Annotated in this window: 2 protein-coding genes; one reads left to right on the top strand and one right to left on the bottom strand. The window is 68.0% G+C overall.

Annotated elements, in window-relative coordinates; genetic code table 11:
* A partial coding sequence (locus tag AC5WRT_RS38795; protein WP_496098904.1) for an IS630 family transposase occupies positions 1 to 1,074 on the bottom strand: 1,074 nt, incomplete at its 3' end.
* Between AC5WRT_RS38795 and AC5WRT_RS38790 the strand changes: the two genes are divergently transcribed.
* Positions 1,073 to 1,684 (top strand): plasmid pRiA4b ORF-3 family protein, encoded by a 612-nt coding sequence (locus tag AC5WRT_RS38790; protein ID WP_496098905.1) that lies wholly within the window; start codon positions 1,073 to 1,075, stop codon positions 1,682 to 1,684. The two genes, AC5WRT_RS38795 and AC5WRT_RS38790, sit on opposite strands and share 2 nt — an antisense overlap.
* Positions 1,685 to 1,770: the final 86 nt, after the last annotated feature.

Below are 1,770 nucleotides of genomic sequence, written 5' to 3'. Positions count from 1 at the left end.
GTCGATGAGGTCCTGGCGCGAGGTGAACTCACCGCGCCGTAGCAGTCGGCGGGCCAGGATCGAGAAGAAGATCTCGACCTGGTTGAGCCACGAGGCGTGTTTGGGTGTGTGGTGGACGGCGAACCTCGGGTGTGCTGCCAGCCAGGCCCGGGTCGCCTTCGAGACATGGGACGACCCGTTATCGAGGACAAGGTGGATCGTGAGCTTCGGGTCGGTGGCCTGGTCGAGCATTTGCAGGAAGCGGATGAAGGTGGCCGAGTCGTTGCGGACGATGTCTTCGACGAGGACCTGGCCGGTGTGCACGTTCAGGGCCGCGATGATGGAGGCGGTGCCGTGGCGGCGGTACTCGAACTCGCGCCGCTCGATCTGGCCGGGTTTGACCGGGCGGGTCGGATGGCGGCGGGAGCGGGCCTGCATCGCGGTTTTCTCATCCACGCTGAGCACCACCGAGTGGGGTGGGCAGCGTAGGTAGAGTGCGCAGACCTCGGCGGCCTTGGTGGAGAAGTCCGGATCCTCCGGGCGGGTTAGCCAGCCACGTACCAGGTGCGGTTTGAGGTCGAGGTCGGCCAGGATCCGCCCGACCTGGGACGCTGAGATCCCGATGGCATCCAGGCGATGGGCGATGGCGCGGTGAGTCCAGTGGCTGTCGGTTGCCGGCCGGGCGGAGGTGACAGTGGCGACAATGGCCAGGTGCACGTCGGGGCCGTAGCGGCGGGAGCGACCCGGCCGGGGCCGGTCCTCCAGCGCGGCCAGGCCGTCGGCGGCGAACCGCTTGCGCCAGCGCCGCACGGTGTCCAGATGCATGCCAAGGGCACGGGCGATGGCCGCATTCGCGCCACCATCCGCATAGGCCAGTGCGGCCCGGGCCCGCTGCACCCGGCGCAACGGCGCTGTCCGGGACCGCGCTAACTCCTCCAGCACTTTGCGCTGTTCACCGTCCCAGGCAACCTGGAACGGACTTGCCACCGGCACGCGCCCCACCCCTTCGACTCCATGAATCGCGTTGATCATTGTGGGGTGGCGGCATTCGTTCCACCAGGACGGGGCGAGCATGGGTGGCAGGATGGCCGTCATGGCGAACAGCAGGAGTGCGAAGACCCCGCGGACGGCACCGCGCAAGACCGTGCACAAGATAAAGATCACCTTGCGGGACTCCCGGCCTCCGATCTGGCGCCGCCTGGAGGTGCCGTCAGGTATCACCTTGCGCGAGCTGCACGACGTCATCCAGGCCGCCTTCGGCTGGGAGGACTACCACATGTGGGCCTTCGAAACCGGCCGGGAGCGATACGGCGTCGCCGACCGCGACCTGGGCATCCGCAGCGCCGCTACCAAGCGGCTCGGCCAGGTGGCACCCCGCACCGGCGACCGGCTCCGTTACACCTACGACTTCGGCGATGACTGGGAACACGACATCCTCATCGATGACGTCACCGAGCCCGAGCCGGACACCGCCTATCCTCGATGCCTCACCGGCCGCCGTGCCTGCCCGCCCGAGGACTGCGGCGGCATCTGGGGATACGACTACCTCGTCGAGATCCTTGCCGACCCCCAGCACGAAGAACACGAAGACCGCCTGGAATGGCTGGGCCTCGACTCCGCCGACCAGTTCGACCCCGCAGCCTTCGACGCAGCCCAGGTCAACTCCGCGCTATCGGTCTTTGCGTCCGTGCTCGTCAAGAACTGACGCATCACCGCCCGTCGTCAGCGGCCCGCGTCGCCGCTGACGGCTGGGCACACACCCCCGCAAGATCAATGCGGCGCTGCACTAGG

Source organism: Streptomyces sp. NTD91, assembly GCF_059510455.1.
The sequence above is the reverse complement of the archived record's forward strand: the minus strand, read 5'-3'. Positions and strand labels throughout refer to the sequence as shown.